A 20,444-nucleotide genomic window follows, 5' to 3' on the forward strand; every position below is an offset into this window, starting at 1 on the left:
TGCGTACCGACGCAAACCGTTTGCGCGCCTTGCGCTCTCCTCTGCGCCAGCGCCCCTGGCCCCCGGTGCCGTACGGGCCGCCCACCGCCGGGGGCTCGACGTCCCCACGCTGATCTCGGTCGTCGGATGCCGACCGGTCGCGTTCCCGTGGCGGACCGGCCTCCGGCTCCCGGCCGCCGACCTGCCGGGAGGGCCGGGGCGTTCCAGGGTGGACGGCACTGCGCCACACAGCGACCGGGAGCTCTCATGCGTCTGCCCATCGAACCCAGGCACGTGGCACCCCGTCTGGCCACGGGGGCGTTCATCCTCAACTCCGGACTGTCCAAGCGGGGCGTCGACGAGGAGACGGCCGCCCAGGTGCACGGAATGGCCAAGAACACCTATCCGTTCCTCGAGAAGGTGCAGCCCGCCGCCTTCGCCCGGCTGTTCTCCGCCGGGGAGATCACGCTGGGCGCGGCCCTGCTGCTGCCCGCCGTTCCCACGGTCGTGGCCGGCGCCGGACTGGCGGCGTTCTCGTCGGCGCTGCTGGGGATGTACCTGCGGACGCCGGGGATGCGTGAGGAAGGCAGCCTGCGGCCCACCCAGGAGGGTCTCGCCCTGGCCAAGGACGTCTGGATGCTAGGGGTCGGGGTCGGGTTCGTCGTCGACGAGCTGACGCGCGACAGGTGCTGACCGGGCCGGTGACCGGCCCCGTGCCGCGGCCTCGCCACGGAGCCGTCTACGCCACGTCGGCCGGGTGGCCCGGTTCGGGCTGCCGACGCCTGTGCCGTGGCCGGGGCACGGGGCCGGTGGGTCCGTGCGGTGCCGCCGGCCCCGGACGCAGGGGGAGGACCGCGGCTTCGGGGTGGGCGGTCCTGGGGTGGGTGGCTTCGGGGTGAGCGGTCCTGGAGTGAGCGGTCCCGGGGTGGGTGGTCTCGGAGGGATCCGGCACGGGAGGGCCCGCCGCGGGGTGTACTCCGGCGTGCTCGCCGAGGCGCGGGCGTGGTGTCGCCCGGGTCAGGAGGATCACGCCCCATGAGGCGAGTGCCGCGCCGGTCAGTGCGAGCAGTACTCCCGCCGGGCCGCCCCGGAACCGCTCGCCGAGCAGGCAGAGTCCGATCACCGCGGCGGCCACGGGGTTCGCCAGGGTCACCACCGCGAGCGGGGCGCCCAGCCCGCTGCGGTACGCGGTCTGGGACAGCAGCAGTCCGCCGGCCGCGAACACCGCGACGAGCAGGGCCACCCCGATCACCCGGACGTCCGGCAGCTGATCCGAGCGGTCCGTCACGGCCACCGTCACGGACTGGGTGAGCGCCGACGCCACCCCGGAGGCGATGCCCGCCGCGGTCGCGTGCCGCAGTCCGGGCCGGGCGCCGGGCCGCGACAGCACGCCGATCAGAGCGGCCGTGACGCCCGAGACCAGCAGCGCCCCGGGCGCGGACAGTGTGCCGCCCGGTGCGGGCTCCGACGCGGTGGCCAGGATCGCCGCGAGACCGGCCAGGGTGAACGCCGTGCCCCGCCACTCGGTGCGCCCCACCCGCCGCCCCGCGAACCATGCTCCTGTGGGCACGGCCACGACCAGAGTGAGGGCGCCGAGCGGCTGGACCACGGTCAGCGGGCCGTACGCGAGCGCCACGACGTGCAGCAGCGCGCCCGCGGCGTTCAGCACGACCGTCCACCACCAGGCGCCGCTGCCCAGCAGCCGCAGGGCACCGGTGCCGGGGGAGCGTGACGCCAGCCGTTCCTGGGCGACCGCGGCGGCTGCGTAGGCGACGGCGGAGACGAGGGACAGGGCGACGGCGACGAGGGCCGCGTTCATCGGCGCGCCCCCGCGCGTTCCTCGGCCACGGCCCTCGCCTCGTCCGCCGCGCCCGCCGTGCCCTTCCCGTCTCTTTGCACCGGCACCGGCACCGTCGGCGGCCGGCGGGCATGGTGGGGGAGGCGCAGGACCGCGAGGGCGGCACCGAGCAGGGCGGCCGCCACGATCGCGTCCAGCCAGAAGTGGTTCGCCGTACCGACGATCACCAGCAGTGTCAGCAGCGGATGCAGCAGCCACAGCCACCGCCACCGTGAACGCGTGGCGACGACCAGACCGGTCGCCACCATCAGCGCCCAGCCGAAATGCAGCGAGGGCATCGCCGCGAACTGGTTCGACAACGTGTCGGTCTGCGGAGGCCCGTAGACCGAGGGCCCGTACACCCGCGCGGTGTCCACCAGGCCGGTGGCGGCGAGCATCCGGGGCGGCGCGAGCGGGAACGCCAGATGCAGCGTCAGTGCGGCGGCGGTGACCGCGGCAAGCACCCTTCGCGCCCACCTGTAGTGGACCGGACGGCGCAGGAAGAGCCAGATCAGAAAGGCGGCGGTGGCAGGGAAGTGCACGGCCGCGTAGTAGGTGTTCGCGAGGTGTACCAGGCCGTCTCCGTGCAGCAGCAGTGCCTGCACCGCTCCCTCGCCGGGCAGGCGGAGCGACCGTTCCAGCTCCCACACGTCGTGCCCGTTGCGGAGGGCGGCCTCGGAGTGGCCCGTCGCCAGCCGGCGGCCGACCTTGTAGACGAGGAAGAGCCCCGCCACGAGCAGGAGCTCACGCAGGAGGGGCGGGCGCGCCGACGCGCCGGACACCGGCGGTGGGCCGGGCCTCGCCGGTGGCGGCTCGCTCGGTGGCTCGCTGCGGGCATTCATTCCCCGGCCCTTTCGCCGACGCTGGTTCCGTGGTGGTGCTGAGGGCACTTGTGGTGCCGGGCCGGGCTGCGGTGTCGAGCCTCAGCGGGACGAGTCCGATTCGATACGCGATCGTACCGATACGAGTTCGTACCGATACGCGAGTGTACCGATACGGCACCGTTCCGGTACACTCGCGTATCGATGGGTGGCGGACACAGGCCCGCCGGGAACCGGCAGCCCGGAGGGTCCGCCCCGGGACAAGGAGTCGATCCGATGACGTCGCAGGCCGCGGACCGACCGGAACCGGTCGGCAGTTCGCGCCGCTCCAAGATCACGCCCGAGCGTGAGCAGGAGTTCTTCGACGCGGTCCTGGAACAGATCAGACAGTGCGGCTACGACGCCGTCACCATGGAGGGGGTCGCCGCCCGGACACGGTGCAGCAAGTCCACGCTGTACCGGCAGTGGCAGACCAAGCCCCGGTTCGTCGCCGCGGCCCTGCGGTCCAGCGGACAGGCGCGCTTCGCCGGCATCGACACCGGTACCCTCGCCGGGGATCTGCGCGAGGCCGCCCGTAGCGCGGGCGCGTGGTCGGCGAAGGACACCTCGCTGTTACAGGCACTCGGTCACGCGGTCACGCAGGACCCGGAGCTGGCGCAGGCCCTGCGCGAAGCACTGGTCGAACCGGAGACCACCGCACTGAAGGCGATCGTGCGCCGCGGGGTCGAACGCGGTGAGGTCTCCGCGGACAATCCGGCACTGGCGTACATCCCGGCCCAGTTCTTCGGAGTGCTGCGGGTGCGGCCCCTCCTGGAGGGGGAGAACGCGGACCCGGACTACCTGCTCCGGTTCGTGGAGGCCGCCGTACTGCCGGCGCTCGGCCTCGAATGAGACCAGGGCCGCCGCTCCCGGACGACCGGGCGGCGGCCCGGCCGCGCCGCACCGTGGGGACGGGGGCGGCGCGCACCACCGGCCGGGTGGGGCTCCCCCTGAGCGGAGGGGAACCCCACCCGGCCGTCGTTCCGGGGGGCGGACGGCGCGGCGGACGAGGGTGGGCTCAGACGTCCTGGCCGTTGCCGCCGCCGCCCTCCGCCTCTTCTATGCCCTCGGTGATGTCGTCGAGGACGGACTGCTTCTGGTCCGTGTCCACGCCGAAGCGGACCACGACGATCTGTTCCGGCTGTGCGGGGGAGGGGAAGGCCAGCGACTGGACGTACCCGTCTGAGCCCTTGCTCGTGACCGCCTTCCAGCGCACCAGGTAGCCCTTCTGCCCGGCGACGGTCACCGCCTTCGACTCGAGGACCTCGTGCGAGCTGATCCTCCCGTAGGAATCGCCGCCGTACGACTCCTCGGCATTGGCGGAGATGTCCGCCTTGGCGACCTCCTCCGCGGTGGAACCGCGGGTGCCCAGGGCCAGTGCCGGTGCCGAGTACGCACCGCCCTTGGTGCAGGTGCTGGAGGTGTCGCCGGGGCAGTCGTACGTGTCCTCCGACATGATCTGGGCGCCCACCTGGCCCTCCTGGCCGTACCAGCCGTCCGGGATGGGCAGGCTGATCCCGCTCAGTCCGTCGGTCACCGACCCGCTCTCGACCCGCGGCGGCTCCGAGGTGTCCGGGCCGGGGCCCTCCTCGCCCGGACCGCGCTCGGTGTCCCCGCCCGGACCGCCGTCCCGTCCGTCCGGTGCCCGCGAGGCGGTGGAGCCGTCGCTCCCGCCGCCGTCGGTCAGCGCGTACACGCCGACCCCGATGCTCGCCAGCACCGCGACGGCCGCCGCCACGGCGATCCCGATGCGCAGCCCCCGCCCTCGGCCGGAGCCCGGGCCGGACCTCACGACCCCGGGATACCCGGGATACCCGGGATACCCGGGATGCGCCGGGTATCCCGGGTATGTCGGCCGGGCCGGGTACGCCGGTCCGGCCGACGCGCCCGGCACCGGCGGGCCCCAGGCGGGCGCCGATCCCGCCGGCCGGACCTGGTCCGTCCAGGCAGTGCCGTCCCACCAGCGCTCGGTGGCCGGTCCGTCATTCGTCTGCCCGGGGTCGGGATACCACCCGGGAGGAGTCGCCTGCGTCATGCCCCCACCGTATGAGGCGTCGGTGAAAGAGGGATGAGAGAGGTCCGTATATCCGGGATCCCGAGGTCGCGCGGGCCCGGGCGGACCCACGCGTGTGCACCCGTGCGGGCCCGCGGGCGTGCGGGCCCGCACGGGCGGCCGGATGCCGGAATCCCCGGAACCCGGCCCCGGGAGCCCCACCCCGGGGCCCCGCCCCACCCCCTGCGTCCCGCCCCTGTCGAAAACGTCCGACGCACCATCACCTGCCTTTTCCGTGAAAGGCGTTGGCCGTCGGACCCCGGTGGACCGCAGGACGCGTCGCCCCCTGTACCCGCTTGTCACCCTCCACGGCAAGAGCCCGGCCGGTACCGCTCCGTCGAGGCCGTCGGAGGACTACGCTCGACGCCTGTACGTCGTTCGGGCGACTTGGGGAGGCAGCGGAATGACGGAGGTACGGCCCATGGCATCGGCCTCGGCCTCTCTCTGGGAGCGGGAGGAGGAGGTCGCCGCCATCACCGCGATGGTCGACACCCTGTGCGCGGACCGGTCCTCGCCCGGCGGTCTGCTGGTGCTGCGGGGCGAGGCGGGTCTCGGCAAGACCGCACTGCTCGCCGAGACCCGGCGCATCGCCGAACAGCGTGGCTGTACCGTGTGGTCGGCCCGTGGCGGCGAGACCCTGCGCACCGTCCCGTTCAACGTCGTACGCCAGCTCCTCCAGCCCGCGCTGGTGCCGATGGTGCCGGAAGAGGTCCGCGAGTACCTCGGCGACTGGTACGACATCGCCGGCCCCGCCCTCGGCGTAGCCGAGCCCGGCGACCGGCACGCCGATCCGCAGGGCGTCTGCGAGGGCCTGGTCGCCGCCGTGCGCCGGCTGGCCCGCCGGGACTGGCCGCTGGTGCTGACGGTCGACGACGCCCACTGGGCCGACCAGGAGACCCTGCACTGGCTCTCCGCCTTCGCGAAAAGCCTGGCGGACCTGCCCGTTCTCGTCGTGGTCGCCCGCCGGCCCGGCGAGGTCTCCGGGGCGAGCGCCCGCCATCTGGACGCCGTCGCCGAGGCGGCCGCGCACCCCGTCACCGTCCTCAGCGCGCTGACCCCGCCCGCCGCGGCCGGCCTGACCCGCGCCACCCTCGGCGAGAACGCGGACGCCGCGTTCTGCCGCGAGGTGTGGGCCGTCACCGGCGGCAACCCCTACGACACCGTCGAACTGCTCGCCAAGGTCCGGGACGGCGGACTCGAACCCGTCGAGGCGCACGCCGGTGAACTGCGCGAACTGAACCGCTCCGCCCGCGGCGGCGGGCTCGTCGCCCGGCTGGAGGAACTCGGCATAGACGCCACCCGGTTCGCCTGGGCCGCCGCCATCCTCGGCAGCGACATCACCGTCGGCCTGGTGGCCGAGCTCGCCACCCTCGACCACACCGACGCCGTCCGCTGCGCCGAACGCCTGCGCACTGCCCGCATCCTCACCGCACCCGACCCCGGGACCGGCCGCAGCGGACCCGCCGACCTCGAGTTCGTCCACCCGCTGATCGCCACCGCCGTCTACAACTCCATCCCCGACGCGCTGCGCCGCGCCATGCACGGCATAGCCGCCCGGATCGTCACCGACTCCGGGCGCGGCGCCGCGTCCGCCTCCCGCCACCTCCTCGAAGTGCACCCGGACGACGACGAGGAACTCGTCTGCCAACTGCGGGACGCCGCCGGTGAACACCTCGCCGTCGGCGCCCCGGACGCCGCCCGCCGCTGCCTGGAGCGTGCCCTGGAGGAACCGCCCCGCCCCGAGGTCCACGCGCGCGTGCTCTACGAGTTGGGCTGTGCCACCTTCCTCACCGCGCCCGCCCGGACCATCGGCCACCTGCGGACCGCGCTCGGCATGTCCGGCCTCGGCGGGGACGCGCGGGTGGACGCCGTGGTCCGGCTCTCCCAGGCGCTGATGCACAACAACCAGATGGAGGAGGCCGTCCGCACCGTCGAGGCGGAGGCCGCGCGGCTGGAGCCCGGCCCCGCCCGGATGCGCCTGCAGGCCGTGCAGTTCATGTGGGAGGGCATCCACGACGGCGAGACCACCGCCCCCGGCCGCTCCGAACGCCTCGCCGCCCTCGCCGCCACCTGCACCGGCCGGGACAACTCCGAGCGCGCGCTGCTCATTCTGCGTGGCTTCGACGCCATGATGCGCGGCGAGAACGCCGAGGAGATCGCCGAGATCAGCGACCGCGTCCTCGTCAATGGCCGTCTCGCGCCCGGCCTCGGCTGGACCGACGCCGAGTGGGGCGTCGAGCTGCTCCTGATGCTCGCCAGCACGTACACCTACACCGATCGACTCGACCGCGCCGAGAGCCTCTACACCGAGGCCCTGCGCTCCTACGAGTCGGCCGGCTGGAGCGGCGGCCACCTGGTCCTCGCCCACGCCTACGTCGGTCTCGCACACCGCAGGCGGGGCCGCCTCGCGGCGGCGGAGAAGTCGCTGCGCGAATCCCTGCGCCTGGCCGAACGCGTGGGCCGCGGCCTGCCCCTGTAGTGGACGGCAACCTGCAACCTGGTCGACACGCTGCTCGTCCGCGGCCATGCGGACGAGGCCTGGGAGGTCGCCGAACGGCACGGCTTCACGCCGCCCTACCCGTCCACCATCGTGCTGCCCGACCCCCGTTCGGTGCGCGGCAGGCTGCTGCTCGCCGTCGGCCGTACGAAGGACGGCATCAACGAACTGGAGGCCGCGGAGAAGGCGGCGGCCTCCCGCGACCACCACAACCCCGTCCACGTCTTCTGGGCAGCCGACCTCGCGCGCGCCATCGCCGCCCAGGACCCGGCCCGTGCCGCCCGGCTCGCCGTCGAGCACCGCCGCCGGGCCGAGCGCTTCGGCACGGACACCGCCATAGGGGAGTCCCTGCGCTGCGCCGCCGCCCTGGAGACCGGCCAGCGGGCGGTGCGGCTCGCCGCGCAGGCCGTCGCCTACCTGGAGTCCTCACCCTGCCAGTACGAACACGCGGCGGCCCGCGTCGAGTACGGCGTCCTCGCCCGCTCGCGGACCGACCTGGAGCGGGGCCTGGCTCTCGCGCGTTCCTGCGGCGCGGACGGCCTGGCCGTCCGCGCCGAGGCCGAACTGACCGCGCTCGCCGGCCGGACGGCGAGCGCGGGCCGTGCCGCGGTCCCGGGAGGGGAGCCGGGGCACCGGCCCCGGTGACCCTCGGGCACGCAGCCGAGGAGTGCCGCCCCACTCGGGCGCCGAACGGCGCGCGCTCCCGGCCGGGTGACCACCCGGCCGGGCCGCGGGACCGCACCCCTACGGGGGCGATCCACGACGCCACGGCCGCGGCGGACGGACTCGGGCCGACGCCGCCCACGGAAAGTACGGGCCGCCAGGGCATGCACCGCGGTGCTGCTGCCGTGGTCCGCGCCCGCAGCGGCGCACGGGGCCCGGCCGGCGCGGCCGCGTCCGCAGCTCGCCGGGGCAACCGGTGAACGGGCGGTGGCCGGGGCCGCGGGCCACGTCGTGGAGGAGGCGCGCCGGGCGGACAGGGGCGGGGTACGGTGCCGGAAGCCCGGAAGCCCGGAAGCCCGGAAGCCCGGAAGCCCGGAAGCCCGGAAGCCCGGAAGCCCGGGCGCGCGTCGGCTCCGGAAGACTCCTCGGCCGATCCCGCTCACCGGCCCCTCGCCGGTCCGGGCCCGGACCGTCCGCCCGCCGACGGTCCGTGGTGTCCCACCGTCCCGGGCCCGCCTCTCAGCCGCCCGCCCGCTTTCTCCCGCCGCCCACCGGCCCGGCCGCGGGTCAGGACGCTCGGCCGGACTCCTCCGTCTCCGCTTCCGTCTCCGCCAGTACCCGCTGGGCCGTGGCGAACGCGGAGTTGGCCGCCGGGACTCCGCAGTACACCGCCGTCTGCAGCAGGACGGCCCCGATCTCCTCGGGGGCGAGGCCGTTGCGGCGTGCCGCGCGGACGTGCATGGCCAGCTCGTCGTAGTGGCCGTGGGCGACCAGGGCGGTGAGTGTGATCATGCTGCGTTCGCGGCGGCTGAGCGTCGGGTCGGTCCACACCTCGCCCCAGGCGTAGCGCGCGATGAAGTCCTGGAACCGCGCCGTGAACGGCGTCTGCCGTGCCTGGGCCCGGTCCACGTGCGCGTCCCCGAGAACCTCGCGTCGTACCCGCATCCCGCCCGCCGCGTCCCCGCCGAAGTGCGCCCGCAGCGCCGTCAGTACCGCCTCCGGGCGCTGCGCCGGCGCCAGGTGCGAGGCACCCGGGATCTCCACGAGCCCCGACCCCGGTACCGCGTCGGCTATCTCGCGCAGATGCGCCGGGGGTGTCGCCGGGTCCTCCCGGCCGGCCACCAGCAGTGTCGGCGCCCCGATCTCGGCGAGGCGGTCCCGCAGGTCGAACGCGGCCAGCGCGTCGCAGCAGGCGGCATACGCTCCGGGGTCGGCGTCCCGGTGGTCGCGGACCAGCTCGGGCACCGTGAAACCGGGCGTGAACCAGCGGGAGTCCGCGCTCCGCGCGAGCTCCGCCGGGCCCCCGCTCCGCACCAGCGCAGCCCGCTCCTCCCAGGCCTTCGCACCGTTGAAGTGGGCCGAGGAGCAGATCACGGCCAGCGACGACACCCGCTGCGGGTACCGTACGGCCAGCTCCAGACCCACCGCGCCGCCCACCGACACTCCCGCGTAGGCGAACCGCTCGATGCCGAGCGAGTCGGCGAGTGCGATCACCAGGTCCGCGAGATCGCCGACGCTCGCGCCGGGACCGATCAGCCCGGCCGCCGAACCGCCGTGCCCCGGCAGGTCCCAGCGGACCACCCGGTGCGTGACCGACAGCTCGGGCGCCACCTTGTCCCACAGGGCGTACGACGTGCCCAGCGAGGGGCCGAGCAGCAGCGGGGGAGCGGAACCGGATCCTTCGACGCGGTGGTTGAGGAGAGTGTCGGTCACGAGCGCTCCAGTGCACGGTCGGTGAGAGGTCCGGCAGAGCCGGTGTAACGGGCGGGGTCGGTCACGGCGCCGAGGTCGAAGCTCCTCCACTCCGGGCGCTCCGCCAGCTCCGGTTCCGCGGAAAGCAGTTCACCGAGCATCTCGCCGAGCAGCGCCCCGAGGTCGCGGCCCTCCGCGTACGCGCGCCGCGCCAGGCCGGTGAGCAGCTCCTTCGCCCGGTCACGCCCGAGGAGGGGCGCCAGCTCGGCGGACAACCGCTCGGAGACGACCAACCCGTGGGTCAGGTCGAGGTGTTCGCGCATGACGTCCGCGTGCACCCGGAGTCCTTCGATGAGTTCGGCGGCGTTGCGGGCCGCGCCGCCGGTCAGGCGCAGCAGTTCCCGCAGCGGCTCCCACTCGGCGTGCCAGGCCCCGGCCGGCCGCTCGTCCTCGGCCACCAGCGAGCCGTACAGCGTGGCCGCGAGCTGCGGGGCCTGCCGGGCCGCCGCCGCGATCAGTGCCGAACGCACCGGGTTGGCCTTGTGCGGCATGGCCGAGGACCCGCCGCCGCTGCCCTCGGCGACTTCGGCGATCTCGGTGCGGGAGTACGTGAGCACGTCCGCCGCGAGCTTGCCCAGCGCTCCGGCGGTGAAGGCGAGAGCACCGGCGAGATCGGCGACCGGGGTGCGCAGCGTGTGCCAGGGAAGAGCGGGCGGACACAGCCCCAGCTCCCGGGCGTAGAGCGCGGGAAGCCCGGTCGGATCCGTCGCCCCGTACGCCGTGAACGCGGCCAGCGTGCCTGCCGCCCCGCCGAGCTGGGCGGGCAGCGTGACGCGCACGGCCGTCGCCCGGTCGCGTGCGTCGAGCACCAGGGAGCGCCACCCGGCGGCCTTCAGCCCGAACGTCGTCGGCACCGCGTGCTGGGTCAGCGTCCGCCCCGGCAGCACGGTGTCGCGGTGCTCGGCGGCGAGGCCGGACAGGGCCCGCTGGGCGCGGTCGAGGTCGTCGAGGAGCGGGCCGAGGGCGCGGTGGGCCACCAGCATCAGCGCGGTGTCCATGATGTCCTGGCTGGTGGCACCCCGGTGCACGTAAGGGCCGTAGGGCTCGCCCACCGCCCCGGTCAGATCCGCGACCAGCGGGATCACCGGGTTCCCGCCGCCCCGCGCCCGCTCGGCGAGGGACGCCGGGTCGAAGCGGCCGGGGTCGGCGGCCGCCGCCGTGACCGCCGCGGCGGCCCCGGCGGGGGCGAGCCCGGCGGCCGCCTGCGCCCGGGTCAGTGCGGCCTCGGCGTCGAGCAGCGCCCGCAGGACGGCGCCGTCACCGGCCTCGGCGGCGGCCGGTGAACCGGCCCACCCGGGGGCGAGCAGGCCGGTGCCGGTGTCGGCCGGTGTCACGTGAACTCCAGGAAGACCGTTTCACCCTCGCCCTGGAGGCGGACGTCGAAACGGTATGTTCCCCGCCCCTCGTCCGCCGCGATCAGCGTGGCGCGGCGCTCCGTGTCGAGCCGGGACAGCAGCGGGTCCGCCGCGAGCGCCGCCTCGTCGCCCGGCAGGTGGATCCGGGTGAACAGGTGCGTCAGCAGGCCCCGCGCGAACACGCACAGGCTGAGGTACGGAGCGTGGTGCCCCCGGGCCCCCGGCCGCAGCGTGCGCACGTACCAGTGGCCGTCGGCGTCGGTCTGGATCCGGCCGAAGCCGGTGAACTCCACTCCGTTGCGGCCCAGGAAGCCGCCGCTCGCCGGGTCCCGCCGCATCGAGCCGTCGGCGGTCGCCAGGTCGCCCCGGGGGTCGGGCCCCCACACCTCCAGCAGTGCGTCCGGCAGCGGGTTGCCCTCACCGTCGTACACGTGGCCGTGCACGGTGACGGTGTCCGGGTGGCCGAGCGGCGCTATGTCCTCGCCGCCGCGGAACGGCAGCGCGTACCCGTAGAAGGGGCCGACGGTGTGCGAGGGGGTGGGCGGCACGTTCTTCGGACTGCCCGGGTCGGTCTTCGTCATGTCGGTCAGCGCCCTTCTTCCATCCAGGTGGCCCGCGGCCCGTCGAGCACGATGTCCCAGTGGTAGCCGAGGCAGAACTCCGGCACCGACAGACTGTGGTCGTAGGCCGCCACCAGCCGCCGGCGGGCCGCGTCGTCGGTCACCGACTGCAGTATCGGGTCGTACGGGAACAGCGGGTCGTTCGGGAAGTACATCTGCGTCACCAGCCGCTGGGTGAAGGCGCTGCCGAAGACGGAGAAGTGGATGTGCGCCGGGCGCCACGCGTTGACGTGGTTGCGCCACGGATACGGGCCCGGCTGGATGGTCGTGAAGCGGTAGAAGCCCTCTGCGTCGGTGAGGGTGCGCCCGGCGCCGGTGAAGTTCGGGTCCAGCGGGGCTTCGTGCTGCTCCCGCTGATGGGCGTACCGCCCGGCCGAGTTGGCCTGCCAGACCTCCACCAGCTGACCGCGCACGGGACGTCCGTCCCGGTCGAGGAGCCGCCCGGAGACGGTGATCCGCTCGCCGACGGGCTCGCCGGTGTGCTGCCGGGTGAGGTCGTTGTCGGTCTCACTGACGTCACGCTCCCCCCAGGCGGGCGAGGACAGCTCCACCAGTTCCGGGTCCTTGGTCACGTCGACCGCGATCGCCGGCTGCCGGGGGTGGCGCAGCACCGACGAACGGTACGGCCGGTAGTCGCGGCGCGGATGGTGCTCGACGGGGGCGCCGCCCGCCACCCGCTTCTCGTACGCGGCGTGCTCGGCCGCGATCTCCTGGTCGATGTCGTGCTGGGTGAGAACGTTCGCCACAGAGGCCACCACCTTCATTAGTCAGGACACGGAGTATTTTCACAACAACTCCCTCACGTTGTCACCGCCCGGCGGGAGCGTCAATACCCTGTCTCATCCTGCGTCGATGTCGTCACGGGTTGACAGACAGGGTCGGCCGTGCACGGGTATTGTTCAGTGCACCAACGAATCGACGGCATCGGCAGTGAGGGGCGTACATGACCGCGGTGGACCTCGCCACGCATCCGGGACACCTGGCCCGGCGGCTCCAGCAGGCGCACCACCTGCTGTGGAACACGATGGTGTCCGAGGAGATCACCTCCCCGCAGTTCGCGGTCCTCAACGTGCTCGTCGCCGAGCCGGGCCTGGACCAGCGGACCGTGGGGGAGCGGGTCGGTCTCGACCGGTCCACCATCGCCGAGGTGATCGGCCGGCTCGTCCGGCGGGAACTGCTCGGCAAGGTCCGTGACCCGCAGGACGGCCGCCGCTTCCTGCTCCGGCTCACCGACGACGGCCTGCGCACCCACCGCAGGCTGACGGTGCGCACGGCCCGGATGAACCAGGTCTTCCTGGGCCCGCTGGACGCCGACGAGCAGGCCGCCTTCTTCGAGCTGATCCGGCGGGTGGCGGACGCCGCCGAAGGGCTGCGCCGCCCCGGCGGGCCGACCGCCCCGGTGACCTGACGCCCGGGTGGGCCGGCGCCCCGGTGACCCGCGGGTCCCGCCGACCGCCTCCGTGCCGGTCAGGCGGCCTCCGCGTAGACCACCCACACCTGCCCCCGCGCGAAGTTCACCGCGGTGCCGTCCTCCGTCGTGAACGCGGTGCCGTCCGAGGCGTCCGGGCGGCTCCAGCGGACGTCGTGGGCGCGCCCGTCGCGCAGCACGGTGGCCGTTCCGGAGCCCACCGTCTCGGTGTACGGCGTGTTGCTGCCCCGGGAGTCGTGATAGCCGGACGGGCGGACGGTCACGTACTGCACGACGACGGTCGAGGGCGCCACCGGCTCGCCCCGCGCGGTGACCGCGGGGGTGCCGTCCATGGAGACCAGCCAGCGGTTCCGGGCGTCGGACCAGGTGAAGGTGAAGCGGGCCGCCGGATAGCGCACCGTACGCGTGGTCTCGGGTTCGCCGCCCGCGGGCGGCGGGCCGTCGCGGAAGCCGGTGGTCAGCGCGGCCCGGCCGGGCGGGCCGTCCATGAACCGCCGGGGCTGGAGGTAGAGGTTGTGCGGGGCGGACCGGTGGGCGCCCCGGACGTAGACGTCCGCCCCCGCGTCGGACGTGCCGGGTGTCAGGGGCTCCAGCGGAGCCCGGTCGATCAGCGGCAGCAGCCTGCCCTGCGCCCCGGAGAACGCCAGAACCGGCCGGTCGAACTGGCGCAGCAGCTCCAGGTCGGCCTCCCGGGCGCTGCGCACCGGGCCGACGGACTCGGGCAGCCGGGTGGCGTAGACCGCCATCAGGCGGCTCAGACCGCCCTCGACCTGCTCCACGTACACCACGTCCGCCGACTCCAGGCCCGTCTGGGGGCGGGCCGCGGGGACGTTGTCGATCTTCACCGCGAGGACCGGCGGGTGGCCGTCCCCTTCGGTCCGCTCCGTCCCGCCCGGACGCGTGGTGCGGGGCGATCCGCGTCCGTCGTCGCCGGGGCCGTTCGACGCCGTGCAGCCCGCCGCGAGACCGGCCGCCAGCAGTGCCGCCAGCAGCGCTCCCGTCGTCGCGACGCGTCGTGTGCGTGCTCTTCGTCCCGTGCCCACCGTCGCCACCCTGCCTGCCCTACATCATCGGCTGTCTTGATTGTGCGCTTTTCTGATCGTCGGTGGCCATGCCTGATCGACGGTGTTCCCGCGCGGTGGCTTCCGCCGATCGGCTCAGCGGGGCGCGGTTCGGCATGGAGCGCACGGGTACCCGGAGCCCGCCGTACGGACGGCGCACCGGCCACGACGACGCAGGGAGCAGGCGGCGATGAAGGCAGTGACCTGGCAGGGAAAGAGGGACGTCCGGGTGGAGGAGGTGCCCGACCCGCGGATCGAGGAACCGACGGACGCCGTCATCCGCGTCACGTCCACCGGACTGTGCGGCTCCGACCTGCACCTCTACGAGGTGCTCACCCCGTTCATGACCCCCGGCGACATCCTCGGCCACGAGCCCATGGGCATCGTCGAGGAGGTCGGTGCCGGCGTACCGGACCTCCAGGCCGGTGACCGTGTCGTCGTGCCGTTCCAGATCGCCTGCGGCAACTGCTGGATGTGCCTCACGGGTCTGCCCACCCAGTGCGAGACCACCCAGGTCAGCGCCGAGGGCATGGGCGCGGCCCTGTTCGGCTACACCCGCCTCTACGGCGCGGTGCCGGGCGGCCAGGCCGAGTACCTGCGGGTCCCGCAGGCGCAGTACGGCCCGATCAAGGTTCCCGAAGGGCCGTCCGACGACCGGTTCGTCTACCTCTCCGACGTACTGCCCACCGCCTGGCAGGCGGTGGTCTACGCCGACGTTCCGAAGGGCGGCAGCATCGCCGTGCTCGGCCTCGGTCCCATCGGCGACATGGCCTGCCGGATCGCCCGGCTCAAGGGCGCCGGCCGGGTCTTCGGCGTGGACCTGGTCCCGGAACGACTGCGCCGGGCGCAGGAACGGGGCGTGGAAACCTTCGACCTGCGTTCCTTCGACGACGAGAAGGAACTCGTCACCGCGATCCGCGACCGGACCGACGGCCGCGGCCCCGACGCCGTGATCGACGCCGTCGGCACCGAGGCACACGGCAGCGCGGCGGCCCGCATGGTGCAGAACGCCGCGGCGCTGCTGCCCCGGAAGATCGGCGGCCCCCTGGCCGAACGCTTCAGCGTCGACCGGCTCGCCGCCCTGCACACCGCGATCGACCTGGTGCGCCGCGGCGGCACCGTCTCGATCTCCGGCGTCTACGGCGGCGCGGCGGACCCCATGCCCCTGCTCACCATGTTCGACAAGCAGATCCAGATGCGCATGGGGCAGGCGAACGTGCGCCGCTGGAGCGACGAGATCATCCCCCACCTGACGGACGACGACCCCCTCGGCGTCGACGACTTCGCCACCCACCGCCTGCCGCTGTCGGAGGCGCCCCGGGCCTACGACATGTTCCAGCGCAAGCGGGACGGTGCGGTCAAGATCCTCATGCAGCCGTAGCCGTAGCCGTAGCCGCGCGCTTTGCCGGGCTCGGTGGTCCGCCGCCCCCGCCCGGGTGTCCGAAGACGCCGGGCGAAACCCGGCGGGTACAGCCGGGCCGGGCCGGGAAGCCCGGACCTGCGGCCTCCCGACCCGGCGCGCCGGATCACCCTCACGGGCACGTCAGCGCTGTGTCACGGCAGTTCCTTGATCCGGACGTCCCGGTACGACACCACGTCGGTGGTGCCGTGGACCTGGAGCCCGATGTAGCCGGAGGCGAACCGCCGTCCGTCCGTGCCCGGGTCGTCCGGGCGCGGCGGGGTGAAGTCCTGACCGCCGGTGTTGTCGAACTCGTTGATCAGCACACCGTTGCGGAAGACCGAGTAGTGCTGGCCCTCCACCCGGATCTCGTAGTCGTTCCAGGTGCCCTTCTGCGTCACCCCGGCGCCGGCCAGCCCCACACGGTCGAAGCCGTAGACCGAGCCCGTCTTGTACATGTCGCCGGTGGGCGAGTCGAACACCTGGACCTCGTGCCCGTACTTGATGGCGACCCACTCCGGCCGGGTCTCCTCCGGGTGGTCGTGGACCTGCGGGAACCGCACGAACACGCCGGAGTTGGCGTTCCCGGTCCCCGGGGCGTCGTCACGCCACTGCAGCTTCAGCGAGAAGTCGCCGTACTTGCGCTCGGGGAACCACAGCATGCCGAGCCCGGACCTCGTGGTGCCGGAGGTGATCGATCCGTCCGGGTTCAGCGCGAACGAACCACCGCCCACCTGCTGCCACTCGGCGAACGTCTCCGCGCTGCCGTCGAGGATCTTGCGGTAGCCGTCGGTCTGGCCCGGCTCGCCGATCCCGGACCGGCGGGCCGCCTGGTTGACGGCCCGGAGTTCCCGCCGGTCGACGACACCTTCCTCCTTCAGCTTGTCCAGCACGCCCCTCACGTGCTTCAGGAACAGCGCGCTGGACGTCCACTCCTTCTCGTCCTCGATCAACTCTCCGATCCTGCACCGGTTGTTGGTGACCCGGTTGGGTACGCCCGAGTCGACCTCGCCGACGAACACCGTCAGCCGCTCGTCGTACTCCGGGCAGGGCGGCGCGGGGACCTGGCCGGTCACGACGGTGAAGCTCACCGTGAGCGGCGCGGAGGTGTTGCCCGCCCTGTCGCTCGCCCGGTACGCGACGGTGTGCCTGCCCGCCCGGTCGACGAGGACGGGCTCCGTGTACGCCAGGTAGGGCCCGGAGTCGAGCGAGTACTCGATGGACTCGACGCCGGAACCGTGGGCGTCGGTGGCGCTGACGGTCACCTTCGCGCTGCCGACGTACGCCCCGCCGGAGTTCTTCGTCCCCTCGACGTTCACGCCCGTCACCGGCGGGGTGGTGTCCTGCGGGGGCGCGGTGACGACGGTGAAGCCGACGCTCCTGACCGCCGAGACGTTGCCCGCCTTGTCGGTGGCACGGTAACGCACGGTGTGGGTGCCGGTCTGATGCACCATCACCGGGCCGCCGTACGCCTGCCAGGCACCGTCGGCGCCGAGCGCGTACTCGATGGTGTTCACCCCGGAGCCCGTGTCGGAGGCGCTGACGGTGACGGTCGCCATGTCGATGTAGTCACCGTCCGCGTTCTTCTCGCCGTCCACCGTCGCCGAGGTCTCCGGCGCGGTGGTGTCGTCCGTCGGCGGGGCGACGACGGTGAAGCCGACGCTCCTGACCGCCGAGACGTTGCCCGCCTTGTCCAGCGCGCGGTAGCGCACCGTGTGCGTGCCGACCTGGTCGACGACCACCGGGGCGGTGTACGGCTGCCAGGCACCGTCGGCGCCGAGCGCGTACTCGATCCGGTCGACGCCCGAGCCCTCGTCGGTGGCCGTGACGGCGACGCTCGCCGAACCGACGTACGCGCCCCCGGCGTTCTGCGTGCCGGTCACCGAGGCCGTCGCCTCGGGCGCCGTGGTGTCCTCCCCGCTGCCCTCGGTCACCACCAGGACGCCCTGCATCGCGCCGTGACCGGGGATCGTGCAGTGGTAGAAGTAGCGGCCCGGGGTGAGCGTGACCTCGGCGGTGTGCCGGCCGTCCTGGGCGTCACCGGGGTTGGCCAGGATGTTCAGCTGGACGTCGTCGTTGAACCCGGGGTCCGACGTGGCGAACGTCAACGTGTGCGGCATACCGGTGGTGTTGCCGGTGGCCTCGCTGTTCTCGAAGACGATCGTCGCCGGTCCGGCCACCGCGGTCGCCGGTGCCGTGAGGTACGTGTCGATGTCGTTGCCCGCGGTCCAGGTGAGCACCTGGTCCGCCGCGGCCCCCGCCCGCCCCGTCCGCCCGGCCTCCGGCTCGCCGGCCGCGGAGACGGTCTGCAGGCCGAGCATCATCAGGAGGGTGGCCAGCAGGGCCGCCCAGACTCTTCGTTGCCTGCGCATCACTGGTTTCACTCGGCCTTCCTCGCCAGCTGACCGGCGGCCGGGGTCGGACCGCCGCCCGTGTAGGTGACCCGCCACAGAGCGGACTTCGCGTCCGAGGTGAAGAAACCGCGGCCGTAGTCCAGGACGTACAGCGCGCCGCCCGGACCGAACTTCCAGTCCATCAGGCTCTTGATGCCGTCGTTGCCGACCGGCACGATCTTCTTCAACGACTCCGAGTGCACCGGCAGTCCGCCGTCGCCCTGCGTCCTCGGGTTCATGAGCACCGCGTTGCGCGGCTGGCCGGCGTCGTAGAAGTCGCCGACGAACCACTTGCCGTCCCAGTAGGCCGGCCACTGGGTGTCGCTGCCGCTCGCCTCGTCGAAGCGGTAGACCGGCCCGTTCATCGCGGCCTGGCCGCCGCCCTTGAGCCAGGGCAGCCGGTAGACGGCCTCGTCCTGCCTGTAGGACGGGACGCCGTTCTCGTCGCGGGGGAAGTCCGGGGCGCCGCCCTGCGGCGAGTACCAGATGTTGTTGCCGGTCACCGGCGGCAGATCGACCAGACCGTCGTTGTTGGGCGACTCGTTCTTCGGGTTGTCGCAGTCGTACCAGCCAAGGGGCTGCGAGGGGTCGGGAAGGTTCCGGTCCCGGTAGGGCTGCTTGTTGCCCATGCAGTACGGCCAGCCGCGGTTGGACGCCTTCGTGATCGCGGCGAAGGTGTCGTACTTGGCCGGGCCCCAGGTCGTCGACGGCTGGCCGGCGTCCGGGCCGACCCAGCCGGCGTGGAGCACGTCGGTCGCCGGGTCGACCGAGATGCGAGCCGGGTTGCGCACACCCATCACGTAGATCTCGCCGCGTGTCTTGCCGCCGCCCTCGGCGCTCTCCTCGCCCGTGAACAGGTTGCCCTCGGGGAGGGTGTACGTGCCGTCCGGTTCCGGGTGGATGCGCAGGATCTTGCCGTTGAGGTTGTTGGTGTTGCCGGAGGTGCGGCGCGCGTCCGCGAAGGAGACGCCCTTGTAGTTCGGCTCGGGGTTGTTGCCCGAGTAACCGTCGCTGAACCTGCTGGAGTTGTTGTCACCGGTGGCGATGTACAGGTTGCCCTTGGAGTCCCAGGCCATCCCGCCGCCGGAGTGACAGCAGCTGTGGATCTGCACCGGCCAGTCGAGCAGGACCTTCTCACTGGCCGGGTCCAGCTTGCCGGTGGACTCGTCGAACGTGAAGCGGGAGACCCGCCGGTCGGCCATGCGCCTGTCGCGGTCGATCTCCGAGTGGGGCGTGTAGTGCAGGTACACCCACCCGTTCCGCTCGAACCGCGGGTCCAACTCGATGCCGAGCAGCCCCTCCTCGACCTTGACCAGTTCGTCGCCGCTGCCCTTGTTGCCGAAGACGGTGAGCGCCCCGGCGAGCGTGACCTTTCCGGTCTTCGGGTCGTAGACGTGGATCTCGCCCGTGCCCTTGCCGATGTCCGGGTCGTTCCAGTCGGTGACCACCGGCTGCGAGGAGTCGGCGCCGCCGCGGCCGATGTAGAAGACGCGGCCGCCGGGGGCGGTGACCAGTCCGTGCGGCTCCCCGATCTGGTCGTTCCGTCCCGGCTGGTTGGGCCGGGTCAGCCGCTCGGCCTCGTAGTTGCCGCTGATCGTCGCCTTGCAGCCGGCCTGCACCAGCCGGCTGGTCCACAGCAGGGCGCCGCGCAGGTGGTCGCGGAAGTCGGTCTCGTCGTACGACGACACCGTGCCGCCCATGCCGGTGTAGAAGGACCGGCCGCCGTCGTAGTCCCGGCACCAGCTCACGGGGTGGTCGGCGCCGGCCGCGCCCGTCCCCGGCCGGTAGCTCGACTCGCGGACCCTGGCGACGGTGTGCACCTCGCCGGACGGGTTCTTCTCCCAGTTCAGCCACTTGTCGGGCCGCTTCCACTCCTGCGGCAGGCTCTTGGTCGCCGGATGCCGCCGGTCGCCGACCTCGACGGTCGCCCGCTGGACGCCCGTGGGGCCGGACGAGGCCGGGCGGGCGCCGATGAGACCGGTGAACCAGTCCGAGTACGGCTCCGCGCGGGCCGCGTCATGAACGCCGACGAACCCGCCGCCGGCCTCCATGTAGGCCTCCAGGCCCGCCTCCTGGGCCGGATCGAGGACATCCCCGCCGCCGGTGAGGAAGACGACCGCGTTGAAGCGGCTCAACCTGGTGCCGTTGGTGAACACCGAGGCGTTGTCCGTCGCCGTGACCGTGAACCGCTGGTTCTGCGGACCGGACAGCCCGATCTTCTCGATCGCCTCGATCCCGGCGTTCACCAGCGGCGACTCGTCGCCGGCCGCGGCGGAACCGTGGAACAGCAGCACCCGTACGTTCGCGCCCCCCGGGGGCGACTTGATCGACATCGTTGTCAGGTCCGGGTCCGGGTCGGAGGCCGGGCGCGCGGTGGCGGCGGGACCCGACAGCAGTCCGGCGGCGACGACCCCGGCGGCGACGGTCGCCGCCCAGGACCTTCGTCCGGTTCTGGTCGCTCTCGTGCTTCTCGTGCTCAACCCGTGCAAGCGCATGGGTCCTTGATGCGATGTGAACCGCACGTGGCCACCCACCCCTCCTCGGTC

14 protein-coding genes and 1 pseudogene are annotated in these 20,444 nt (G+C 73.4%); 5 read left to right on the forward strand and 10 right to left on the reverse strand.

The features are described from left to right. Positions 1-246: 246 nt before the first annotated feature. Entirely contained in the window at positions 247-672 is a 426-nt protein-coding gene (locus TU30_RS18625; RefSeq protein WP_042171503.1) for a hypothetical protein, read from the forward strand. Between the two features lie 46 nt (positions 673-718). Here the strand turns inward: TU30_RS18625 and TU30_RS18630 are convergent, their stop codons facing one another. Together TU30_RS18630 and TU30_RS18635 are read right to left on the reverse strand one after the other, a co-directional pair. Continuing rightward, on the reverse strand, positions 719-1,798 hold the full coding sequence (locus TU30_RS18630) for a DMT family transporter (protein ID WP_042171504.1): 1,080 nt from the start codon (positions 1,796-1,798) through the stop codon (positions 719-721). Further along, positions 1,795-2,658, reverse strand: coding sequence for a phosphatase PAP2 family protein (locus TU30_RS18635; RefSeq protein ID WP_042171505.1), 864 nt, complete (start codon positions 2,656-2,658; stop codon positions 1,795-1,797). The genes TU30_RS18630 and TU30_RS18635 overlap by 4 nt, the downstream gene beginning before the upstream one ends. 255 nt (positions 2,659-2,913) lie before the next feature. Between TU30_RS18635 and TU30_RS18640 the strand changes: the two genes are divergently transcribed. Continuing rightward, on the forward strand, positions 2,914-3,528 hold the full coding sequence (locus TU30_RS18640; RefSeq protein WP_042171506.1) for a TetR/AcrR family transcriptional regulator: 615 nt from the start codon (positions 2,914-2,916) through the stop codon (positions 3,526-3,528). Positions 3,529-3,694: 166 nt separating this feature from the next. Here the strand turns inward: TU30_RS18640 and TU30_RS18645 are convergent, their stop codons facing one another. Beyond that, complete coding sequence (locus tag TU30_RS18645; protein WP_042171507.1) at positions 3,695-4,711, reverse strand: DUF2510 domain-containing protein; 1,017 nt, start codon at positions 4,709-4,711, stop codon at positions 3,695-3,697. Positions 4,712-5,132: 421 nt separating this feature from the next. Between TU30_RS18645 and TU30_RS18650 the strand changes: the two are divergent. Continuing rightward, a pseudogene (locus TU30_RS18650) lies at positions 5,133-7,871 on the forward strand (AAA family ATPase). Between the two features lie 585 nt (positions 7,872-8,456). On the opposite strand, the gene pcaD reads toward TU30_RS18650, so the two are convergent. Genes pcaD through pcaH form a run of 4 tightly spaced genes read right to left on the reverse strand, consistent with a single transcriptional unit; the run spans position 8,457 to position 12,362 of the window. After that, positions 8,457-9,602, reverse strand: a complete 1,146-nt coding sequence (gene pcaD, locus TU30_RS18655; protein ID WP_042171508.1) for a 3-oxoadipate enol-lactonase — start codon at positions 9,600-9,602, stop codon at positions 8,457-8,459. Further along, positions 9,599-10,975 (reverse strand): 3-carboxy-cis,cis-muconate cycloisomerase, encoded by a 1,377-nt coding sequence (gene pcaB, locus TU30_RS18660; protein ID WP_042171509.1) that lies wholly within the window; start codon positions 10,973-10,975, stop codon positions 9,599-9,601. Before pcaB ends, pcaD begins: the two co-directional genes overlap by 4 nt. Further along, positions 10,972-11,577: a protocatechuate 3,4-dioxygenase subunit alpha gene (gene pcaG, locus TU30_RS18665; RefSeq protein ID WP_042171510.1), complete on the reverse strand. Its 606-nt coding sequence runs from the start codon at positions 11,575-11,577 to the stop codon at positions 10,972-10,974. Before pcaG ends, pcaB begins: the two co-directional genes overlap by 4 nt. A 5-nt stretch (positions 11,578-11,582) precedes the next feature. Beyond that, entirely contained in the window at positions 11,583-12,362 is a 780-nt protein-coding gene (pcaH, locus tag TU30_RS18670) for a protocatechuate 3,4-dioxygenase subunit beta (protein WP_234307907.1), read from the reverse strand. A 197-nt stretch (positions 12,363-12,559) separates the two neighbouring features. On the opposite strand from pcaH, the gene TU30_RS18675 reads away from it, so the two are divergent. Next, entirely contained in the window at positions 12,560-13,024 is a 465-nt protein-coding gene (locus TU30_RS18675) for a MarR family winged helix-turn-helix transcriptional regulator (protein WP_042171516.1), read from the forward strand. Between the two features lie 59 nt (positions 13,025-13,083). On the opposite strand, the gene TU30_RS18680 is transcribed toward TU30_RS18675, so the two are convergent. Continuing rightward, the gene (locus TU30_RS18680; RefSeq protein ID WP_042171518.1) at positions 13,084-14,097 is read right to left on the reverse strand and encodes a DUF3048 domain-containing protein; all 1,014 of its coding nucleotides are present in this window, start codon (positions 14,095-14,097) and stop codon (positions 13,084-13,086) included. A gap of 199 nt (positions 14,098-14,296) precedes the next feature. Between TU30_RS18680 and TU30_RS18685 the strand changes: the two genes are divergently transcribed. After that, the gene (locus tag TU30_RS18685) at positions 14,297-15,487 is read left to right on the forward strand and encodes a zinc-dependent alcohol dehydrogenase (RefSeq protein ID WP_042171520.1); all 1,191 of its coding nucleotides are present in this window, start codon (positions 14,297-14,299) and stop codon (positions 15,485-15,487) included. Between the two features lie 173 nt (positions 15,488-15,660). On the opposite strand, the gene TU30_RS18690 is transcribed toward TU30_RS18685, so the two are convergent. Beyond that, on the reverse strand, positions 15,661-17,877 hold the full coding sequence (locus TU30_RS18690) for a family 16 glycoside hydrolase (protein WP_042171522.1): 2,217 nt from the start codon (positions 17,875-17,877) through the stop codon (positions 15,661-15,663). 8 nt (positions 17,878-17,885) lie between these two features. Continuing rightward, the gene (locus tag TU30_RS18695; protein ID WP_078878356.1) at positions 17,886-20,393 is read right to left on the reverse strand and encodes a ThuA domain-containing protein; all 2,508 of its coding nucleotides are present in this window, start codon (positions 20,391-20,393) and stop codon (positions 17,886-17,888) included. Between the last annotated feature and the right edge of the window lie 51 nt (positions 20,394-20,444).

The organism is Streptomyces sp. NBRC 110035 (assembly GCF_000829695.1).
Taxonomy (GTDB): domain Bacteria; phylum Actinomycetota; class Actinomycetes; order Streptomycetales; family Streptomycetaceae; genus Streptomyces.

Coding starts and splice junctions, on each gene's coding strand:
- TU30_RS18630 (WP_042171504.1), bottom strand. CDS start 1,798: ATGAACGCGGCCCTCGTCGCCGTCGCCCTGTCCCTCGTCTCCGCCGTC.
- TU30_RS18675 (WP_042171516.1), top strand. CDS start 12,560: ATGACCGCGGTGGACCTCGCCACGCATCCGGGACACCTGGCCCGGCGG.
- TU30_RS18640 (WP_042171506.1), top strand. CDS start 2,914: ATGACGTCGCAGGCCGCGGACCGACCGGAACCGGTCGGCAGTTCGCGC.
- pcaG (WP_042171510.1), bottom strand. CDS start 11,577: ATGACGAAGACCGACCCGGGCAGTCCGAAGAACGTGCCGCCCACCCCC.
- TU30_RS18625 (WP_042171503.1), top strand. CDS start 247: ATGCGTCTGCCCATCGAACCCAGGCACGTGGCACCCCGTCTGGCCACG.
- TU30_RS18645 (WP_042171507.1), bottom strand. CDS start 4,711: ATGACGCAGGCGACTCCTCCCGGGTGGTATCCCGACCCCGGGCAGACG.
- TU30_RS18685 (WP_042171520.1), top strand. CDS start 14,297: ATGAAGGCAGTGACCTGGCAGGGAAAGAGGGACGTCCGGGTGGAGGAG.
- TU30_RS18690 (WP_042171522.1), bottom strand. CDS start 17,877: ATGCGCAGGCAACGAAGAGTCTGGGCGGCCCTGCTGGCCACCCTCCTG.
- TU30_RS18635 (WP_042171505.1), bottom strand. CDS start 2,658: ATGAATGCCCGCAGCGAGCCACCGAGCGAGCCGCCACCGGCGAGGCCC.
- TU30_RS18695 (WP_078878356.1), bottom strand. CDS start 20,393: ATGCGCTTGCACGGGTTGAGCACGAGAAGCACGAGAGCGACCAGAACC.